Source organism: Pseudomonas azerbaijanoccidentalis (assembly GCF_019145495.1).
GTDB lineage: Bacteria > Pseudomonadota > Gammaproteobacteria > Pseudomonadales > Pseudomonadaceae > Aquipseudomonas > Aquipseudomonas azerbaijanoccidentalis.
In genome coordinates this window covers 242525-262551 of the sequence record NZ_JAHSTU010000006.1, presented here as the reverse complement: position 1 = coordinate 262551, position 20027 = coordinate 242525, and the positions used below count along the sequence as shown (strand labels likewise).

General features: G+C 60.1%; 15 protein-coding genes. 14 read left to right on the top strand and 1 reads right to left on the bottom strand.

The window, feature by feature from the left end:
- Positions 1 to 10: 10 nt before the first annotated feature.
- Positions 11 to 2656: a pyruvate dehydrogenase (acetyl-transferring), homodimeric type gene (aceE, locus tag KVG88_RS20715; protein WP_217872607.1), complete on the bottom strand. Its 2646-nt coding sequence runs from the start codon at positions 2654 to 2656 to the stop codon at positions 11 to 13.
- A gap of 383 nt (positions 2657 to 3039) precedes the next feature.
- Here aceE and glnE point away from each other — a divergent pair, with 383 nt between their 5' ends.
- The 14 genes from glnE to KVG88_RS20645 all read left to right on the top strand — a co-directional run bounded on the left by glnE (position 3040) and on the right by KVG88_RS20645 (position 20022).
- A complete protein-coding gene (glnE, locus tag KVG88_RS20710) occupies positions 3040 to 5979 on the top strand; it encodes a bifunctional [glutamate--ammonia ligase]-adenylyl-L-tyrosine phosphorylase/[glutamate--ammonia-ligase] adenylyltransferase (RefSeq protein ID WP_217872606.1) in 2940 nt (979 codons plus the stop codon).
- A gap of 194 nt (positions 5980 to 6173) precedes the next feature.
- A complete protein-coding gene (gene waaF, locus KVG88_RS20705) occupies positions 6174 to 7208 on the top strand; it encodes a lipopolysaccharide heptosyltransferase II (RefSeq protein ID WP_150704339.1) in 1035 nt (344 codons plus the stop codon).
- 1 nt (position 7209) lies between these two features.
- On the top strand, positions 7210 to 8271 hold the full coding sequence (gene waaC, locus KVG88_RS20700) for a lipopolysaccharide heptosyltransferase I (protein WP_217872605.1): 1062 nt from the start codon (positions 7210 to 7212) through the stop codon (positions 8269 to 8271).
- Positions 8271 to 9395: a glycosyltransferase family 4 protein gene (locus KVG88_RS20695; protein WP_217872604.1), complete on the top strand. Its 1125-nt coding sequence runs from the start codon at positions 8271 to 8273 to the stop codon at positions 9393 to 9395. The genes waaC and KVG88_RS20695 overlap by 1 nt, the downstream gene beginning before the upstream one ends.
- Positions 9392 to 10198, top strand: coding sequence for a lipopolysaccharide core heptose(I) kinase RfaP (gene rfaP, locus KVG88_RS20690; protein WP_150704336.1), 807 nt, complete (start codon positions 9392 to 9394; stop codon positions 10196 to 10198). Before KVG88_RS20695 ends, rfaP begins: the two co-directional genes overlap by 4 nt.
- The gene (locus tag KVG88_RS20685) at positions 10198 to 10932 is read left to right on the top strand and encodes a lipopolysaccharide kinase InaA family protein (protein ID WP_150704335.1); all 735 of its coding nucleotides are present in this window, start codon (positions 10198 to 10200) and stop codon (positions 10930 to 10932) included. Before rfaP ends, KVG88_RS20685 begins: the two co-directional genes overlap by 1 nt.
- Positions 10929 to 11681: a lipopolysaccharide kinase InaA family protein gene (locus tag KVG88_RS20680; protein ID WP_150704334.1), complete on the top strand. Its 753-nt coding sequence runs from the start codon at positions 10929 to 10931 to the stop codon at positions 11679 to 11681. The genes KVG88_RS20685 and KVG88_RS20680 overlap by 4 nt, the downstream gene beginning before the upstream one ends.
- Positions 11681 to 13132: a lipopolysaccharide kinase InaA family protein gene (locus tag KVG88_RS20675; RefSeq protein ID WP_217872603.1), complete on the top strand. Its 1452-nt coding sequence runs from the start codon at positions 11681 to 11683 to the stop codon at positions 13130 to 13132. The genes KVG88_RS20680 and KVG88_RS20675 overlap by 1 nt, the downstream gene beginning before the upstream one ends.
- A gap of 229 nt (positions 13133 to 13361) precedes the next feature.
- Positions 13362 to 13697, top strand: coding sequence for a YceK/YidQ family lipoprotein (locus tag KVG88_RS20670; protein WP_150704352.1), 336 nt, complete (start codon positions 13362 to 13364; stop codon positions 13695 to 13697).
- A 165-nt stretch (positions 13698 to 13862) separates the two neighbouring features.
- The gene (locus KVG88_RS20665; RefSeq protein ID WP_217872602.1) at positions 13863 to 15620 is read left to right on the top strand and encodes a carbamoyltransferase family protein; all 1758 of its coding nucleotides are present in this window, start codon (positions 13863 to 13865) and stop codon (positions 15618 to 15620) included.
- Positions 15604 to 16734, top strand: a complete 1131-nt coding sequence (locus tag KVG88_RS20660) for a glycosyltransferase (RefSeq protein ID WP_217872601.1) — start codon at positions 15604 to 15606, stop codon at positions 16732 to 16734. Before KVG88_RS20665 ends, KVG88_RS20660 begins: the two co-directional genes overlap by 17 nt.
- Positions 16734 to 17630, top strand: coding sequence for an antimicrobial resistance protein Mig-14 (locus KVG88_RS20655; protein WP_217872600.1), 897 nt, complete (start codon positions 16734 to 16736; stop codon positions 17628 to 17630). Before KVG88_RS20660 ends, KVG88_RS20655 begins: the two co-directional genes overlap by 1 nt.
- An 8-nt stretch (positions 17631 to 17638) precedes the next feature.
- On the top strand, positions 17639 to 19069 hold the full coding sequence (locus KVG88_RS20650; protein ID WP_217872599.1) for a PIG-L deacetylase family protein: 1431 nt from the start codon (positions 17639 to 17641) through the stop codon (positions 19067 to 19069).
- Positions 19066 to 20022 (top strand): glycosyltransferase family protein, encoded by a 957-nt coding sequence (locus tag KVG88_RS20645; protein WP_217872598.1) that lies wholly within the window; start codon positions 19066 to 19068, stop codon positions 20020 to 20022. Before KVG88_RS20650 ends, KVG88_RS20645 begins: the two co-directional genes overlap by 4 nt.
- The last annotated feature ends 5 nt before the right edge of the window (positions 20023 to 20027 follow it).

Here is a 20027-nt window from a genome sequence, read left to right as displayed (position 1 = left end):
GAATCTCTCCTCAGCAGTCCAGTGGGTTGCGTTTTTCCGGGTTGATACCGAACTTGGCGATGGCTTCAGCCACAACCTTAGGTTCGATGTCACCACGGTCAGCCAGTGCTTCCAGGGCTGCCAACACCACGAAATGACGGTCAACTTCGAAGAAATGACGCAGTTTCTTGCGGCTGTCGCTGCGGCCGAAACCGTCGGTGCCCAGGACTTTGAATTCCTTGGATGGTACCCACTGACGGATCTGCTCGGCGAACAGTTTCATGTAGTCGGTCGATGCGATGACCGGACCTTTACGGCCGTTCAGGCACTCTTCCACAAAGCTCAGCTTAGGCTTCTGGCCCGGGTGCAGACGGTTGGTGCGCTCAACGGCCAGGCCGTCGCGACGCAGTTCGTTGAAGCTGGTAACGCTCCACACGTCGGCACCGACGTTGAACTCTTCACGCAGGATCTTCGCCGCTTCGCGGACTTCACGCAGGATGGTGCCGGAGCCCATCAGCTGAACGTGGTGCGCCGCTTCGCGGGTGTCTTCTTCGAGCAGGTACATGCCTTTCTTGATGCCTTCTTCGGCACCGGCCGGCATGGCTGGCTGCTGGTACGACTCGTTCATCACGGTGATGTAGTAGAAGACGTCCTGTTGCTCTTCGGTCATCTTCTTCATGCCGTCCTGAATGATCACCGCCAGCTCGTAGCCGTAGGTTGGATCGTAGGTGCGGCAGTTCGGGATGGTCGAGGCCAGCAGGTGGCTGTGACCGTCTTCGTGTTGCAAGCCTTCACCGTTCAGGGTGGTACGGCCGGCGGTGCCGCCGATCAGGAAGCCACGGGTGCGGCTGTCGCCAGCGGCCCATGCCAGGTCGCCGATACGCTGGAAGCCGAACATCGAGTAGAAGATGTAGAACGGCAGCATCGGCTGGTTGTGGCTGGAGTACGAAGTACCGGCAGCGATGAAGGAGCTCATGGCGCCCGCTTCGTTGATGCCTTCTTCGAGGATCTGGCCCTTCTGGTCTTCCTTGTAGAACATCACCTGGTCTTTATCGACTGGCTCGTAGAGCTGGCCGACCGAGGAGTAGATGCCCAGCTGACGGAACATGCCTTCCATACCGAAGGTACGGGCTTCGTCCGGGATGATCGGCACGATGCGCGGGCCGATTTCCTTGTCCTTGACCAGTTGCGCGAGGATCCGCACGAAAGCCATGGTGGTGGAGATTTCACGGTCGCCCGAGCCGTCGAGGATCGCTTTGAGCGTATCCAGTGGTGGCGTCGGGATGTTGAAGCTTTGTGCGCGACGCTGTGGCACGAAACCACCCAGCGCGTTGCGGCGCTCGGCCAGGTAACGGGCTTCGGCGCTGTTTGGCTCAGGCTTGAAGAACGGCAGGTTCTCCAGCTCTTCGTCCTTGACCGGGATGTCGAAGCGGTCGCGGAACAACTTCAGGCTGTCGACGTCGACTTTCTTGGTGTTGTGCGCAGTGTTCTTCGCTTCGCCGGCACCGGTGCCATAACCTTTGATGGTCTTGGCCAGGATGACAGTCGGTTGTTCTTTGTGGTTGACCGCTTCGTGGTACGCCGCGTAGACCTTGTACGGGTCGTGGCCGCCACGGTTGAGTTTCCAGATCTCGTCGTCGGACAGGTCTGCAACCATCGCCTTGAGTTCTGGCGTGTTGAAGAAGTGTTCACGCACGAAGGCGCCGTCTTTGGCTTTGTAGTTCTGGTACTCGCCGTCGATGACTTCGTCCATGCGACGTTGCAGGATACCGTCGACGTCCTTGGCCAGCAGTGGGTCCCAGAAACGGCCCCAGATGACTTTGGTTACGTTCCACTGAGCACCGCGGAACACGCCTTCGAGTTCCTGGATGATCTTGCCGTTGCCGCGAACCGGGCCGTCGAGGCGCTGCAGGTTGCAGTTGATGACGAAGATCAGGTTGTCCAGCTTCTCGCGGCCGGCCAGGGAGATAGCACCCAGGGATTCCGGCTCGTCGCACTCGCCGTCGCCCAGGAAGCACCAGACTTTCTGTTTGCCCGGCTGGATGAAGCCGCGGTGTTCCAGGTACTTCATGAAGCGTGCCTGGTAGATCGCCTGGATCGGGCCCAGACCCATGGATACGGTCGGGAACTGCCAGAAGTCAGGCATCAGCCAAGGGTGCGGGTAGGACGACAGGCCCTGACCGTCGACTTCCTGGCGGAAGTTGTTCATCTGGTCTTCGGTGATGCGGCCTTCCATGAATGCACGGGCGTAAACGCCTGGCGAGGTGTGGCCCTGGAAGTAGATCAGGTCGCCGCCGTGTTCGTCGGTCGGGGCCTGGAAGAAATAGTTGAAGCCGATGTCATACAGGGTCGCACTGGAAGCGAAGCTGGAGATGTGACCGCCGAGGTCAGAATCTTTCAGGTTCGTACGCATTACCATGGCCATCGCGTTCCAGCGTACCAGCGAGCGAATGCGGCGTTCCATGAACAGGTCGCCAGGCATGCGTGCTTCGTGGGTAACGGGGATGGTGTTGCGGTAAGGCGTGGTGATGGCGTAAGGCAACTGCGAACCGCTGCGGGTTGCGAGTTCACCCATACGGGTCATCAGATAGTGAGCACGGTCTTCGCCTTCTTTGTCGAGAACCGATTCCAGGGCGTCCAGCCATTCCTGGGTTTCGACGGGATCGAGGTCTTGCATGGCTTGCTCCAGGGCGGAAAGGCTACCAGAATCGGTTGCCTGAGTTAGCGACTGGCCTTGTGGGCAGACGTTATGAATTCTTGGATTGCCGACAGGTTGTTCCGGCGGTGTGTAGTTTTACTACAAATCATCCGGCATTTCAGCCTTACTAATGTATATACGAGTAGTAAAACTACAGATGAGCGGCTTTTGGCCCCCGACTCTGTTGTGAGAATAATCGTTAAGGTTGGTCTTTTACCAACCAGAAAAGGTGAAAGCTTGATGCTGGCTGCCAATAATAAAGAATTTTCAGCTATTTCTAACTTTTGTTCGACAGTCCTTCAGGTAGTGCATTATGAAAATTCACTACATGCAGCCCGATACACGCCGATCAAGGATAGACCATGAGCCTCCCTTCGCTTGCCGAACTGCCCGCCATTCTGTTGCCGCTTGTCTCCCGCGCCGAGCAGTCGTTCCGTACCGCAGTCGCAGCGCTGGATGATGATCATGGATTGTCCAGCTGGTCCCCTGAGCGTTGGGCTCAATTTGCCCGAGTGACCGCTGCCAGCGACTTTGTCATTGAACAGAGTGTGCGTGACCCTTTGATGTTGCTGGCGCTGGTGCAGTCCGGCGAACTGGACCGTGGCTACGCCCCGGGTGAGTTGTGCGCGCAGATTGCGGCTGCGGCGAGTGCAGCCGAAACCGATGACCAGCTCGGCCGCGCCTTGCGCCGCCAGCGTACTCGCCATCAGGTGCGAATCATCTGGCGCGACCTGACCCGTCAGGCCGATCTGGTCCAGACCTGTCGCGATCTCTCCGACATGGCCGATGCCAGCATCGATCAGGCTTATCAATGGTTGTACGCGCGCCATTGTCAGCAGTTTGGTGTGCCCACCGGTCGACGCAGCGGCGAACCGCAGCAGATGGTGGTGCTGGGGATGGGCAAGCTCGGTGCGGTGGAGTTGAACCTGTCGTCTGACATCGACTTGATTTTTGCTTACCCCGAGGGCGGCGAAACCGTAGGCGTGAAGCGTCCGCTGGATAACCAGGAGTTTTTCATCCGCCTCGGGCAGCGTCTGATCAAGGCGCTGGACCCAATGACCGTCGACGGTTTTGTGTTTCGCGTCGACATGCGTTTGCGTCCTTACGGCTCGTCCGGTGCGCTGGTGTTGAGCTTCAACGCGCTGGAGCAGTATTACCAGGATCAGGGCCGCGACTGGGAACGCTACGCCATGATCAAGTCGCGGGTGGTGGCGGGCGATCAAGTCGCCGGCGCGCAACTGCAAGAGATGCTGCGGCCGTTCGTTTACCGGCGTTATCTGGACTTCTCGGCCATCGAAGCGCTGCGCACCATGAAACAGCTGATCCAGCAGGAAGTGCGGCGCAAAGGCATGGCCGACAACATTAAGCTCGGCTCCGGTGGTATTCGCGAAGTCGAGTTCATTGCCCAGGCCTTCCAGTTGATCCACGGTGGCCGCGATTTGAGCTTGCAGCAGCGTCCTCTATTAAAAGTGCTGAGCACGCTGGAAGGGCAAGGCTACTTGCCGCCAGCGGTGATCAGCGAACTGCGCGAAGGCTACGAATTCCTGCGTTACACCGAGCACGCGATCCAGGCGATTGCCGACCGCCAGACCCAGATGCTGCCGGACGGCGCTCAGGATCAGGCGCGCATTGCCTTTATGTTGGGTTTTGCCGATTGGCCGGCGTTCCATGAACAATTGATGTACTGGCGCGGGCGGGTGGCGTGGCACTTCGGTCAGGTCATTGCCGACCCTGACGAGGAGCAGGGTGCCGAAAGCGAAGTGGTGGTTGGCGGTGAATGGCTGCCGCTGTGGGAAGAAGCCCAGGATGAAGAAGCCGCCTGCCGTCAACTCGAAGAGGGCGGTTTCGCTGATGCCCCCAAAGCACTGAAGGCGTTGGCCAGCCTGCGCAGCAGCCCGCAGTTGCGGGCCATGCAACGTCTGGGGCGCGAACGTCTCGATGCTTTTATCCCGCGTTTGCTGGCCCAGGCGGTGGAGCACGCCAACCCGGATCTGGTGCTGGAGCGTGTGCTGCCATTGGTCGAGGCCGTGGCGCGGCGTTCAGCGTATCTGGTATTGCTGACCGAAAACCCCGGCGCGCTGCGTCGCTTGTTGACGTTGTGCGCCGCAAGCCCGTGGATTGCTGAGCAAATCACCCGCTTCCCGCTGTTGCTCGATGAATTGCTTAATGAAGGACGACTGTTCAAGCCGCCTTTGGCCCCGGAGCTGGCTGCCGAGCTGCGTGAGCGTCTGACGCGGATTCCCGAGGATGACCTTGAGCAGCAGATGGAAGCCCTGCGCCATTTCAAACTGGCGCACCGCTTGCGGGTCGCCGCTTCAGAAATCGCCGGCAGCCTGCCACTGATGAAAGTCAGCGATTACCTGACCTGGCTCGCCGAAGCGATCCTTGAGCAAGTGCTGGCCCTGGCCTGGCGGCAAACGGTGGCCAAATACGGTACGCCGCTGCGCACCGACGGCACTTTATGCGATCCCGGATTCATCATTGTCGGTTATGGAAAAGTCGGCGGGCTGGAACTCGGGCATGGTTCGGACCTCGACCTGGTATTCATCCACGATGGTGATCCGCAGGCCGAAACCGATGGGCCGAAGTCGATCGATGGCGCGCAGTTTTTCACCCGGCTGGGGCAGCGCATCATCCATTTGCTCACGGCCCAGACCAACTCGGGTCAGCTGTACGAAGTGGACATGCGCCTGCGACCGTCCGGTGCATCGGGTCTTTTGGTGAGTTCGCTCGGTGCGTTTTCCCGCTATCAGGAAAATGAAGCCTGGACATGGGAGCACCAAGCGCTGGTGCGGGCGCGGGTGTTGGTGGGCAGCCAGGATGTCGGCCAGGCTTTCGAAAAAGTCCGTGCCGCGATTCTGGGCAAGCCGCGTGACTTGCCGACCCTGCGCCAGGAGGTCAGCGAGATGCGCGCCAAGATGCGCGAAAACCTCGGCAGCAAGAGTACGGCGGCCGGCACTGGGGCAAATGCCTTCGACGCCACGGCGCCCTTCGACCTCAAGCAGGACGCCGGAGGTATCGTCGATATTGAATTTATGGTGCAATACGCGGCCCTGGCGTGGTCGCAAACGCACCCGCCATTGCTGCGCTGGACCGATAACATCCGCATTCTGGAAGAGCTGGAGCACGAAGGGTTGATGCCCGTCGAAGATGCCAGTCTGCTGCGTGAAGCCTATAAGGCTTACCGCTCCGCCGCCCACCGGCAGGCCTTGCAGAAGGACCCCGGGGTGATACCGGGCGACCAGTTCGCAGACGAACGGCGGCAGGTCATGCGGATCTGGCGTGAGCTGGGGCTAAGCTGATTTTCGCTGGTTGAAGCGATGAGATTCAAATGTGGGAGCAAGCCTGCTCGCGATGAGGCCGTCACATCCAGCATCTATGCTGACTGTTACGCCGCCATCGCGAGCAGGCTTGCTCCCACAGTAGATTTGCAGTGTTTTGTAGAATTCACGAGGCGGGGAGGCATTAGCCTCCCCGGTTCGTTTATGGAAACCACATGAAAATTCTGATCGTTGGGCCCAGTTGGGTCGGTGACATGGTGATGGCGCAGACACTGTTTCAGTGTCTCAAGCAACGCCACCCGCAGTGCGAAATCGACGTGCTGGCCCCCGAGTGGAGCCGGCCGATTCTTGAGCGCATGCCCGAAGTACGCCAGGCCTTGAGCTTTCCGCTCGGCCACGGCGCGCTGGAGCTGGCGACGCGTCGGCGCATTGGTAAATCCCTGGCCGGGCAGTACGACCAGGCGATCCTGCTGCCCAATTCCTTGAAGTCGGCATTGGTGCCGTTCTTCGCAGGTATTCCAAAGCGCACCGGCTGGCGTGGTGAATTCCGCTACGGCCTGCTCAATGATGTGCGCACGCTGGACAAAGATCGTTACCCGCTGATGATCGAGCGCTTCATGGCGCTGGCCTATGAGCCGGGCGTTGAGCTGCCAAAGCCGTACCCACGTCCAAGCCTGCAGATCGATCCGGTCACCCGCGAGGCCGCCCTGGCCAAGTTCGGGCTGACTCTCGATCGCCCGGTGTTGGCGCTGTGCCCCGGTGCAGAGTTCGGTGAATCCAAGCGCTGGCCGTCCGAGCATTACGCCAAGGTGGCCGAAGCGAGAATCCGTGACGGTTGGCAAGTGTGGCTGTTCGGTTCGAAAAACGATCACGCCGTCGGCGAAGACATCCGTTCGCGGTTGATTCCCGGTTTGCGCGAAGAATCGGTGAACCTTAGCGGCGGCACCTCGCTGGCCGAGGCCATCGATCTGCTGTCCTGCGCGGATTCCGTGGTGTCCAACGATTCCGGGCTGATGCACGTTGCCGCTGCGCTGAACCGCCCGCTGGTGGCGGTCTACGGTTCGACCTCGCCGGGTTTCACGCCGCCGTTGGCCGAGCATGTCGAGATCGTGCGCCTGGGCATCGAGTGCAGTCCGTGTTTCGATCGCACGTGCCGGTTCGGCCATTACAACTGCCTGCGCCAGCTGATGCCGCAAGCGGTGAACGAAGCCTTGCAGCGTTTGCAGGGCACAGCGGTCGAGGTCAAATAGTTTGCGGGTACTGCTGATCAAGACTTCATCGCTGGGCGACGTGATCCATGCGTTGCCGGCGCTGACCGACGCGGCGCGGGCGATCCCCGGCATCAAGTTCGACTGGGTGGTGGAGGAAGGCTTCGCCGAAATCCCGACCTGGCACCCGGCGGTGGGCAAGGTGATTCCGGTGGCGATCCGCCGCTGGCGCAAAAACCTCTGGCAAACCATCAAGAGCGGCGAGTGGAAGCGCTTCAAGCAAAGCCTGCGCGCCACGAAATACGACTTGGTCATTGATGCCCAGGGCCTGCTGAAAAGCGCCTGGCTGACGCGTTATGTCAAAGCCCCGGTGGCGGGCCTCGACAAGGCATCGGCACGCGAACCCATCGCCGCGCGCTTCTACAACCGACGCCTGGCGGTTGCCCGTGGCCAGCACGCGGTTGAGCGCGTGCGTCAGTTGTTCGCCATCGCCCTGGGTTACGACTTGCCCAAAGGTTTGGGTGACTATGGCCTGAGTGTCGAACGGCTGGTTGAGTTGCCGCGCAAGAACCCCTATGTATTGTTCCTGCATGGCACCACCTGGGACACCAAGCACTGGCCTGAAGCCTATTGGCGCGAGCTGACTGAGCGCGTTGGTTATTTGGGTGTCGGTGTAAAGCTGCCGTGGGGCAACCCGACCGAGAAGTCCCGGGCCGAGCGTATCGCCGCTGGTTTCAAGCACGCCGAAGTGTTGCCGAAGCTGAATCTGGCCGGTGTCGGCAAGGTGTTGGCGGGGGCGCAAGCTTGCGTGGCGGTGGACACCGGTCTCGGTCATTTGGCCGCCGCACTGGATGTGCCGACCCTGTCGCTGTTCGGCCCAACCAACCCGGGCCTGACCGGTGCCTATGGCAAATCGCAGATTCACCTGGCCAGCGATTTCCCCTGCGCACCGTGCCTGCAAAAGAAATGCACGTATCAACCGACGGCCGAAGATGCCCGTCAGTTCGACCTTAAACGCGAGTGGCCATTGTGCTTCACGCGCCTGAATCCCGAGCGTGTCGCCAGCCGACTGAGCACGTTGCTACTGGCTGAGGAGCTGCGCTGATGCAATTGGCATTTGTTCTGTACAAGTACTTTCCGTTTGGCGGCTTGCAGCGCGATTTCATGCGCATCGCCCTCGAGTGTCAGAAGCGCGGTCATCAAATCCGCGTCTACACGCTGATCTGGGAAGGCGACGTGCCGCCGGGTTTTGAAGTGTTGGTGGCGCCGGTCAAGGCGTTCTTCAACCATCGGCGCAACGAAAAACTCAGCGAGTGGATGGAAGCGGACCTGGCCAAGCGCCCCGTGGATCGTCTGATCGGCTTCAACAAGATGCCGGGGCTGGACGTCTATTACGCCGCCGATGGCTGCTTCGAAGACAAGGCGCAGAACCTGCGCAATTCGCTGTACCGCCGCTGGGGCCGCTACCGCCACTTCGCCGAGTATGAGCGCGCGGTGTTCGCCAAAGATGCGAAGACCGAAGTGCTGATGATTTCCGAAGTCCAGCAACCATTGTTCATCAAGCATTACGACACGCCACTGGAGCGCTTCCATCTGTTGCCGCCAGGCATTGCCCAGGATCGCCGCCGGCCGGCCGATGCCGACGAGATTCGTGCCGGCTTCCGTGCCGAATTCAACCTCCAGGACGATGAACTGTTGCTGGTGCAGATTGGCTCCGGGTTCAAGACCAAGGGCGTCGATCGCAGCCTCAAGGCGCTGGCGGCATTGCCCGCTGATCTGAAGAAACGCACCCGGCTGTTTGTAATCGGCCAGGACGACCCCAAATTGTTCCAGATGCAGAGTGCGACGTTGGGGCTTGGCGACAACGTGACGTTCCTCAAGGGGCGCAGTGATATTCCGCGTTTCCTGTTGGGCGCCGATCTGTTGATTCACCCGGCCTACAACGAAAACACCGGCACGGTGCTGCTGGAAGCGCTGGTCGCCGGGTTGCCGGTGCTGGTCAGTGCGGTGTGCGGCTACGCCCATTACATCGCCGAAGCCGATGCTGGCCTGGTGCTGGACGAGCCGTTCGAGCAGGCGCAGCTGACGCAGTACCTGACCGGTATGTTAAACGACGCTCAAGCACGGGCGGCCTGGAGCCGCAACGGTCTGGCCTTCGCCGAGACGGCCGACCTCTACAGCATGCCGCAGCACGCGGCCGATGTAATTCTGGCGGAGCGCGCTAAATGAAGTTGATGCTGGCTGAACCGTTCAAAAGCCTCTGGGCGGGACGCGATCCGTTCGCCGAAGTCGAGGGCTTGCAGGGCGAGGTGTACCGCGAGCTTGAAGCGCGCCGGACTCTGCGCACTGAAGTGAACGGCAACGGTTTTTTCGTGAAGATCCACCGCGGCATTGGCTGGGGCGAGATCTTCAAGAACCTGCTCACCGCCAAATTGCCGGTACTCGGTGCAGGCCAGGAATGGAAGGCGATCCAGCGCTTGCAGGAAGTCGGCGTGCCGACGATGACTGCCGTCGCTTACGGCGAGAAGGGCAGCAACCCGGCGGATCAGCACTCCTTCATCGTCACTGAAGAGCTGGCGCCGACCATCAGCCTCGAAGATTTCAGTATCAACTGGATCAAACAGCCGCCCGAGCCGAAGCTCAAGCGCGCATTGATCGCCGAGGTCGCGCGCATGACCGGCATGATGCACCGCGCCGGGGTCAACCACCGCGACTGCTACATCTGCCACTTCCTGTTGCACACCGACAAACCGGTGACGGCCGATGACTTCAAACTGTCGGTGATCGACCTGCACCGCGCCCAGACCCGTCCAAAGATCACGGCGCGCTGGCGCAACAAGGATCTGGCGGCGCTGTACTTTTCCGCTCTGGATATCGGCCTGACTCGCCGCGACAAATTGCGTTTTCTCAAAGGCTACTTCCAGCAACCGCTGCGACAAATCCTCAGCGAGGAAGCCGGGCTGCTCAGCTGGCTCGAAGGCAAGGCCAACAAACTCTACGACCGCAAACAGCGATACGGGGACGCGCTCTGATGGCGGGTTGGAAACTGGAGCCCGAATACAGCGATCTGGCAGAAGACTTTGGTAGCCTTGAAGCAGTGTTTGCGCTGCAAGGCGAGCGCTTGACCCGTGACCCGCTATCGGAAGTCATCCGTGTTCAGCGCAAGGGCGTCAACTATTACGTCAAGCGCTACGTGGGCGCCGGCAAGGGTTTGCGCCGCTATCTGGGCAAACCTCGGGTGAAAATGGAGTGGCAGAACCTCAAGCGTTTCGCCAAGTGGGGCATTCCCACTGCCGAGGTCGTGGCCTGGGGGCTGGAGCGTCGCGGCATGGCGTACGATCGCGGGGCGATGATCACACGTGAATTGCCGCACACCGAGGATTTGTCGGCTCTGGCCGAACGGCATGACCCCAAGCTTGCAGACCGCGCCTGGGTCGACACCGTCAGCCGTCAGTTGGCCAGCTACACCCGGACCATGCACGACCATCGCTTTACCCATAACGATTTGAAGTGGCGCAACCTGTTGGTCGACGATCAGCCCCGGCTGTTTCTGATCGACTGTCCCAATGGTGATTTCTGGAGCGGTTTCTGGCTCAAGTACCGCATCACCAAGGACCTGGCGTGCCTGGACAAGGTCGCCAAGTATCAACTGTCGGCCACCCAGCGCCTGCGCTTTTACCTGCAATACCGCCAGCGGGACCGGCTCAATGCCGCCGATAAAAAACGGATCCGGCACGTGGTGAGATTTTTCGAGGGACGCGAATGACTGATTTTCTGGCCGCTGAAGACCGTGCGCTGCTTGAGCGCCATGGCCTCGGCACGTTCGAAGCGCTTTGGGCACGGCAACTCGACGCCGTGGACGAACCCAACACCGTTCGCGGTGGCTGGAGCAGCGTGTTTCGGCTGGATCTGGAAGGTCATGGCTTCTATCTCAAGCGCCAGAGCAATTACCTGATGCGCACTTTGCACGCGCCGTTTGGCGAGCCGAGTTTTGCCCGTGAATTTCGCAACATCAGCCGCTATGAAACGCTCGGGATTCCGGCGCTGAAAGCGGCGTTCTTCGGCGAGCGCAAGGTTGAGGGCGAGGTCCGCGCGGTGCTGTTGACCCGGGCGCTGGACGGTTGGGACGATCTGGATTCACTGTTGCGGCGCTGGTCGGAACTCGGCGAGGCACAGCACGTGGCCATCCTGCGAGCCTGCGGTCATCTGGCGCAGCGCTTGCACGGCAAGCGTCAAGTGCACGGCTGCTTCTATCCCAAGCATATTTTCCTGCGCGCCACCGGCGACGGCTATCAGGCGCAATTGATCGACCTGGAAAAGACCCGGCCGCTGCTGTTCGGTCAGCGCGACCGAGTGAAGGACCTGGAGCCGTTGCTGCGTCGCGCGCCCGAATGGAGCGAGGCGCAGTTGCGCGTGCTGCTGGCCGCCTATCTGGATCAAGCGCAGGACAGTTCGCTGATCGACAGCTGGCTCACACGCTTGACTGCCCGGCGCAGCCATAAGGGGAAAGGCTGATGCGATTGTCCGAACTGAAAAACGCGGGTCGCAACCCGTCATTGCCGCTAAGTCTTTCCCTCGCCGATGCAGCCGGCCCGGCTGATTTGCAATTGCTGAGCCTGCTGCGGGTGTTGCCGGGGCAGCGTTACGTCGGTGCGGGTGTCTGGCGCGGCCGGCCGGTGCTGGCCAAATTGTTGGTCGGCAGCAAGGCTGCACGGCATTTTCAACGGGAACTGGACGGCGTGCGCTTGCTCGCCGCCCAAGGCCTGACCACGCCGCTGCTGTTGGCCGATGGCCTGAAAGACGGCGAGGGTGGTTGGCTGTTGTTCGAGTTTCTGGAAGGCGCTGAAAGCCTAGGCGATGCATGGCAGCAGGTTGAACATTTGCCCGTGCTGGCCGACGAACAATCAGCGGTGTTGGCCGAAGCCTTGGGTGCCATTGGCCAAATGCACCGCAAAGGCCTGTGGCAGGAAGACCTGCACCTGGACAACCTGCTGCGCCAAGGCCGTCGACTGTATTTGATCGATGGCGCCGGAATCTGCGCCGAAACGCCGGGCCAACCGTTGTCGCGGCAGAAAGTCCTGGAAAACCTCGGGGTGTTTTTTGCCCAGTTGCCACAATCCCTCGAACCGTTCACCGAGGAGTTGCTGGTCTACTACCTGCTGAGCAATGGCGAGCATGCCTTGCCCATGGAAGCGCTACAGAAGCAGGTCGACAAGGTTCGCAGCTGGCGTCTCAAGGATTTCCTGAACAAGGTGGGTCGCGAGTGCACGTTGTTCAGCGTGCAGCGCGGGGCGTTCGGCCTGCGGGCGATTCGTCGCGAAGAAGAAGCGGCCATGCTGCCGGTGCTGGAACAGGCCGATGCCTTGCTCGAACAAGGGCATCTGTACAAGACCGGCGGCGCGGCGAGCGTCGGCAAGGTCGAAGTCGATGGCCGCACGCTGGTGATCAAACGCTACAACATCAAGGGTTTTGCACACTGGCTCAAACGCTTCTGGCGCCCGAGCCGGGCCTGGCATTCCTGGCGCGAAGGCAATCGCCTGGCGTTCCTGGGGATTGCCACGCCCAAGCCGCTGGCATTACTGGAGAAGCGCTTTCTCTGGCTTCGCAGTCGTGCCTACCTCATTACCGAGCACCTGCCGGGGCCGGACATCATCGAGCGCTTTGCGCCCTATGTTGAAAGCGGTGAGGCGCCGGAGTCCGAGCTGGCAGCGCTGGATCACTTGTTTGCCGAGCTGATTCGTCACCGCATCAGCCATGGTGACTTCAAGGGCCACAACCTGTTCTGGCAACAGGACCGCTGGGCGCTGATCGATCTTGATTCGATGTGCCAGCACGGCTCGCTCGCCAGTTTTGCACCGGCGTATGCGCGGGATCGGGCGCGGTTCATGCGCAATTGGCCGCAGAGTAGTGCGCTCTACCAAATCATCGATCAGCGTCTTCCCAAAGATATTTCCAGCGTGGCTTGAATCGCTATCGCGAGCAGGCTCGCTCCCACATTGAATCTTGATCGAAGGCAAATATTGTGTTCGCACGAGAACCCCTGTGGGAGCGAGCCTGCTCGCGATGAGGCCCGAACTGCCAGCGAAGATTCGGGACATTCTTTTAAGAGCTGTCCTACACGATCTTGGGAAGCCATGAACTGTGGCCTGAATGAGCACGATGCTAGTTTGCCCTGACGTTCTCGGAGGGCAGACTTTGACGATAAAAATGGCAGCGGCATCAGGTGCAATTTCACTGGCCCTGGCGGGATGCGGGACCGTCGCGACAGTCCTTCAGGACGACGCCGGCGCCGCTCAAGGATTGCGCAAGCAAAAAACCTATTGTCAGTCCATACCGCGGATCTACAGCGGTCTCGCTTATGACTTCTGCGTACTCAATGCTCCACCAGACCCAACGGGTATCCTCGTGCCGCTGGTGCTGGTGGACCTGACCTTGTCCTGCGCGCTGGATACGGTTGTCTTGCCCTATACCATTTACCGACAAGGCATGGACGGCAATATCCAGATCTACTGGCGGCCGGCGCGGGGCTGAACAGGGGGTCGGCCACTGCCGAAAATGCTTGCCGTTTGCCGCTAGAGGCTTGCCGCTGCTTTTACGCTATAATCCCGCCCTTTAGCTGTCTCTCGCCCCTTGCGAGGGCACATAATTTTTTGAGGCGCATTGCGCCTGCACGCAGACTAAAGAGGCTAGACCCCTGTGGCATTGACGATTCTTGGCCTGTCCGGCGCCCTTAGCCATGATCCTTCCGCAGCCCTGTACATCGACGGCAAGCTGGTCGCGGCGGCTGAAGAAGAGCGCTTCGTACGCGATAAACATGCAAAGAACCGCATGCCTTATGAATCGGCGAAGTTCTGCCTGGAGCAGGCCGGTATCAAACCTTCCGACGTTGACGTGGTAGCGATCCCGTTCGCTCCGATCAGCCTGTTCGGCAAGGCCCGCTGGCAATACGCCAAGCGTTACTGGTACGCCCCGGACCGTGCACTTGACGCGATCCTGATGGGCAACCGTCGCTACAAGCGCTATCGCAACAAGATCGTCTGGTGCCTTGAGCAACTGGGCTTTGACCCGAAAAAGATCAAGATCGAGCCGGTCGAGCACCACTTGGCCCACGCCTCCAGCGCTTATCACTGCTCCGGTTTCAAAGAGAAAACCGCGATCCTGGGCATCGACGGCAAGGGCGAGTACGCCACGACCTTCTTCGGTTACGGCGAAAACGGCAAGATCCACAAGATCAAGGAATTCTTCGATCCGGACTCCCTCGGCGGCCTGTATGGCGCGATCACCGAGTTCCTCGGCTTCGACATGCTCGACGGCGAGTTCAAGGTCATGGGCATGGCGCCGTACGGTGACGCCAGCAAATACGATTTCTCCCGCCTGGCTTCGTTCGAAAACGGCGAGCTGGTGATCAACACCGACTACGCCAACGTCATCGGCCTGCGTCGCTACAAGGAGAAGGGCAAGGGCTACTACTTCTCGCCGAAGCTGATCGAGTGGCTGGGTCCAAAGCGCGAAGGCGACATCGCCGACGAGCCTTACATCCACTACGCCGCCAGCATTCAAGCGCTGTTCGAAAAAATCGCACTGCAGATGATCGACCACTACCTGGGCGACGTGCTCAAGGAAACCGGCAAGCTGGCCTACGCCGGTGGCTGTGCGTTGAACGTCAAGCTGAACCAGAAAATCATTGCCCGTGATGACGTCAAAGAACTGTTTGTGCAGCCTGCATCCGGCGATGCCGGTACCGCAGTCGGCGCTGCCGCCTATGTGTCCCACGCCCGTGGGGTACCGGTCGAGAAGATGGAGCACGTCTACCTCGGCCCGTCGTATAGCAACGAAGACGTGATCGCGGCCTGCGCTCGTCACGAGAGCAAGCCGACTTGGCGCAAGCTCGACAACATGCCTGAGCAGATCGCCAAGATCATGGTCGATGGCAACCCGGTGGCCTGGTTCCAGGGCCGCATGGAGTTCGGTCCGCGCGCACTGGGCGGTCGTTCGATCATCGGTTGCCCGAGCATTCCCGGCGTGGCGGATCGCATCAACCACCAGATCAAGTTCCGCGAGCGCTGGAGGCCTTTCTGCCCGTCGATGCTCGACACCGTTGCGCCGCAGATGATCAAGATCGATCACCCGGCGCCGTTCATGACCTTCACCTTCGAAGTGGCGGAAGAGTGGAAGACCCGCGTGCCGGAAGTCGTCCATGAAGACGGTACTTCCCGTGCCCAGGTGCTCAAGCGCGAATACAACCCGCGCTACTACGACATGATGAAAGCGCTGGAAGTACTGACCGGCAACGGTGTGTCGCTGAACACCTCGCTCAACCGTCGTGGCGAACCGATGATCTGTTCGCCGACGGACGCCTTGAACATGTTCTTCGGTTCCGATCTACAGTATCTGATCATGGAAGACATCCTGGTGGTCAAAGAGGGCGCGAACGCATATGACACGCTCGGCTGAACGCCATGTGTTGCAGTTCTGCCACGGCTATGACGGGCCGTTTCTGGACTGCGCCCGGCAGTACGCCAGCCTGTTCGCGGGGACCGGTTATCGGGTGACCACGGTGTTTCTCACCGGGGTCGCCGACGCCGAAGTTGCCGCGGGATGCGCTTCTGACGAAGTGTTGTTCATGGAATACAGCTCCAAGGCCATTCGTGGCCTGAAGCTGGGCGCCATCGGCGATCTGCGCAAGATCGCCGCTTCGCGCAATTTCAGTTTCTGCATCGCCCACCGCTTCAAACCTATCTACATCGCCTTGCTGGGCACTTCGTTGCCGGTGATTGGCGTGCATCACGCGTTTGACGATTACAAGCGCGGCACTCGCAAGCTGTTCGCCCATATCTTCCGCAAACGCCTGAGTCTGCTCGGGGTTTCCGACGCTGTTCGCGATGACATGCGACGTTGTTTGCCGAAATGGCCGGCGGCGCGAATCCAGACACTTTATAACCGCATCGATGTGCCGGCCTTGCAGGCCAGCCAGGTGTCGACGCGCGAGGCGCGGGAAGTGCTGGGGCTGTCGACGGATGCCTGGATTGTCGGCAACGTCGGCCGATTGCATCCGGACAAGGATCAGGCGACGTTGCTTGATGGCTTCGCCGCAGCGCTGCCGGGGCTGCCCGCCAACAGTCAGTTGGTGATTCTCGGCAGCGGTCGACTGGAGCAGGATCTCAAGGCGCAGGCTCGCGAACTGGGCATTGGCGACCGCGTGCTGTTCCTCGGTCAGGTGCCCGACGCCCGACGTTATTTTCGCGCATTCGACGTTTTTGCCCTGAGTTCCGATCATGAACCCTTCGGCATGGTGCTGCTCGAAGCCATGGCCGCTGGTGTACCCTTGCTGGCCACTGCGTGTGGCGGGGCGAAGGAAGTGGTCGAAGGCGTCGGCATCCTGTTTCCGTTGGGCGATGCTGAACATCTGGCGCAAGGGTTGCAGCATTTGGCCGCGATGGACGATCAACAACGTCTTCAGTGTGCCGAGCTGATGCTCGATCGCTTGCGTGAGCGCTTCTCCGACCGCGCGGTGCAAGATGCTTTCTGGCATTTGCCACACGTTATCGAACTGGCACCGAGGGGCTGATGCTCAACAGATTTCAAGGCTGGCGCGAACGTGGCTGGTCGGTAGCCGATGCCTCGATCTATGCCGAGGCCTGGCAGCGTTATGGCGGCAGCGTCGCGACCCACCCGATGGTGGTTGAGCGGCTGGCGCAGTTGGCCGATATTCCGGTGCGTTACCTGGCCTGGGAGCAAGACGGCGACGTCAAAGCGGCGATCCCGACCTGGGGGCGCGATCTCGCCTTGTCCAAGGATGTGCTCAAGCGCCGCGGTAAAAAAGGGCTGTTCGACCTTGGCAATGCCGAGATCATCCTGCCTGCTGCCAGCGACGCCCAGGCGCCTCTGCGCCATCGCGGGCGCTACCTGTCGGCGCTGAACGAAAGTCGCTTCACCGGTATCAAGCTTCAGGCCGAACAGCTGGCGATGGCCCGCACGCCGGAAGAATTGTCGAAGAAGTTTCGCTACAACCAGCGCCGTGAACTCAGGTTGCTGGAAGAGGCGGGGGGCGTGGTTCGACCCGTTTCGGAGTTTTCCAGTAGCGAGCTGGCCGCCATTTACTGCGATCTGTTCCAGCGCCGCTGGGGTTTTCCAGCGACCGGCGCCGAGCGCATGGCGGAGGTCATCGAATTGTTGCGCGAGCTGCTGATCGGCTCGGTGATTTTCCTCAACGATGCACCGATTGCCATCCAGCTGGTGTACCGCGTCGAAACACCGCAGTGGATCAGCGTCGAATACATCAATGGCGGCGTCGACCCTGAAACCCGGGCATTCAGCCCTGGCAGTGTGTTGAGCTTCCTCAATACCCAAAGTGCCTGGGAACACGCCCGGGCACTGGACAAGCCCTTGCGCTTTTCCTTTGGTCGCGCCGACCGGGAATACAAGGATCGTTGGTGCAACCCTGTGCCGGTCTTCACCGTATGAGCCAACCCATGAACCGCAAACAGCAACTGCTCAAGCGCCACCGGCGCAACAAGCGCATCGGCTTGCTGATCGCGCTGGGGCTGTTGATAGTTACGGGCCTGTTGGTGGCCTGGTGGTTGCCGCTGGTGCTCGCGGTCCTTGGCTGGATTGCCCATGAAGCCTGGTTTGCCGACCATCTGTTCTATTCGCCCAAAGACGATTACCAGTACAGCTTCCCGCCTTATACGCCGCAACCCAAGGTTCACTTGAGCGGCGAACACCTGCGGCTGGACGATGGCGTCATGTTGGTCGACGACGCGACGCTGGTGCTGGCGTTGCGGATCAAAAGCACCTGGTTGGGCCGCTTCCTTGATCCGGTGGTGGAGTTGAACGGTGGTGATAATCCGGATCGACAGACGTTTGAACGCGGTGTAGACGGCTTGCGTTACCTCAACCTCACTGGTCAGGCGCAGGTCCTGTCCAAGGGTGAGCTACGTTTGCGCGGCCGTTTTTGTCGCCTGCTCGGCGAACCCGTGTTGTGGGCGTTCGAACACCCGGACTACAGCCGTCAACGGGTGATGGTCATCGCGCCCCACGCCGATGACGCAGAGCTGGCAGCCTTCGGTTTGTACAGCCGTGCCCGTGAAAGCTGGATCGTGACCCTGACCGCCGGCGAAATCGAAGCCGAGCACTATCAGCAGATGGGCCTTGATGGCGTCGAAGCCTCCCGCCTGAAGGGTTCGTTGCGGGCCTGGGACAGCGTCAGCGTGCCTTTGTGGGGCGGCGTTCCCCAAGAGCGCTGCATCCAGTTGGGGTATTTCTGCCTGCAATTGCCTGCGATGCAGAGCGCGCCAACTGAAGCCGTGACCTCCCTTGAAGCACAACTTGGCGATACGCGTTATTTCCGCCGCTTCAATCCCTTTGCCTTGGGCAGTGACGTCGACGGGCTACCGACGTGGAACAATTTGCTGGCTGACCTGAGCGAGTTGATCGACCGTATCCAGCCTCAGGTCATTGTTTTACCCCATCCGACATTTGATCCGCACCCAGACCATCTATGCTCCCAGCAAGCCGTGATGCAGGCACTGAACGGTACGGCCTGGCAGCCGGAAACACTGCTGCATTACGCCAATCACCTGCACGACAACGATCGCTGGCCGATGGGCGATGCCGGAACGGGTGTGGCGCTGCCTCCGCAAATCAGCGCGCAGGTACCGCTGCGGCCCTGGGCGCCTTGTCTGCCGACTGAAATGCAGTGGCGCAAGGCCATGTCGTTGGGCATGATGCACGACCTTCAGCCCCGGATGCCGCTAAAGCGCCTGATTCGGCGAGGAATTCAGCGTTGTCTCGCAGCCCGGCGTTGGCCGGCTTTCGGGGAAAACGAGTTCTTCCGCAAAACAGTGCGACGCCACGAGTTGTTTTGGGTCCAAGAACTGGCCGGCAAGAGAGAGACCAATTGAAAGTTCTGTTTCTGGTGCAGAAAGAGCAGCGAGCGATCCTCGATCGACTGTATGACGGGATCGCCGAGCAGTGCGAGTGCGACAAGCGGGAACTGACCAGTGCGGAGCAGGACGACTTGCGTGGGTATTTCCGCAAGCATGTCGACGTCACCCTTTACGACCGCATCGTTTTTTTCCTGCGCTTCAAAAAAGAGATCAGACAGGTCCAGTTCATACAGACCCTGCCCAATCTGGTTATTCTGGAGCACGATGCGTATCAGAATTACATCCCGTGCAAATACACCGGCAAGTTCAGTGCGCACTACAAAAAATTGCCATGGGCGCGCGTGATCAGCTCTGGGTACATGGTCAGCCAGCGTTTGCGCGATGAGGGCTTCGACGCCCATTTCGTACCCAAAGGCTACGATCAGGCGCTGTTGCAGAACCGTCAGCGCGAGCGTGATATCGAGTTGGGCTTCGTTGGCAGTCTCAACAGTGTGGCTTATGCCGGGCGCAAGGCCATGCTGGAATCGGTAGCAGAGGTCGAAAACCTGCTGATCACCCGCACCAAATCGGGTGAGGAATACTGCGAAACATTGAGCCGGATCCGTTGTTTCGTCAGTGCCGACGTCGGCATGGGCGAATACATGATCAAGAACTTCGAGGCCATGGCCTGCGGTTGTGTGCTCTTTGCCTACGACCAGGGAGAAGAGGAAAATCGCGCACTGGGTTTTGTCGACATGCAAAACATTGTGTTGTATCGGACTCGCGAAGAACTCCAGGAAAAACTGGCGGTATTACGTGGATCGCCACAGATGATCGAAGCCATTTCATTGGCCGGTCAGGCGCTGGTCGAGCAGCGTTACACCTTCCGTGCCGTGGGGCATGCGATTGTCGACGCGATGCGTGCGCCGCTGCGTGAACGGGCTCCATTGAGCTGGAAAGAAAAATTACGTTTGTCGTTTGGGCTTTAACAGCC